General features: G+C 61.5%; 1 protein-coding gene. It reads right to left on the bottom strand.

The genetic code is table 11. From position 1 onward, the window contains the following. Positions 1 to 9: 9 nt before the first annotated feature. On the bottom strand, positions 10 to 439 hold a 430-nt coding region (locus ACX12L_RS23025), incomplete at its 5' end, for an IS5 family transposase (RefSeq protein ID WP_459264585.1).

Raw genomic sequence — 439 nt, 5'->3', positions numbered from 1 at the left:
AGAACCTGTTTACGATCTCCTGAGTAGCAACGCCAAGAACGCCAAGTGGATGAACTGCAGGCTGGTGTTGAGCAGGCGCTCGCAGTTCTTCCACAGCCTGCGGTTCTTCTCCAGCCAGGCAAAGCTGCGCTCGACCACCCAGCGCTTGGGCATCACCTTGAAGGTGTGTAACTCACTCCTCCTAGCGATCTGCACCGTCACGTGTCCGCCCAGAATCTTCTGCACACCCTGCGCAAAGGGCTGGCCCACGTAGCCGCTGTCGCACAGCAGGCTTTGCACCCGACTGAGCCTGGGCCTGCATCGCTGCAGTGCCTGCAGCGCTCCTTTGCGATCCGTCACCTCGGCCGTGGTCACCGTCACCGCGTGTGGCAAGCCCTGCGTATCCACCGCAATGTGACGCTTGATGCCCGAGACCCTCTTGCCCGCGTCATAGCCCTTC

This window comes from Alicycliphilus sp. T452 (genome assembly GCF_054512775.1).
Note: the sequence above shows the minus strand (reverse complement) of the source record. Positions and strands in the feature narration are given on the sequence as shown.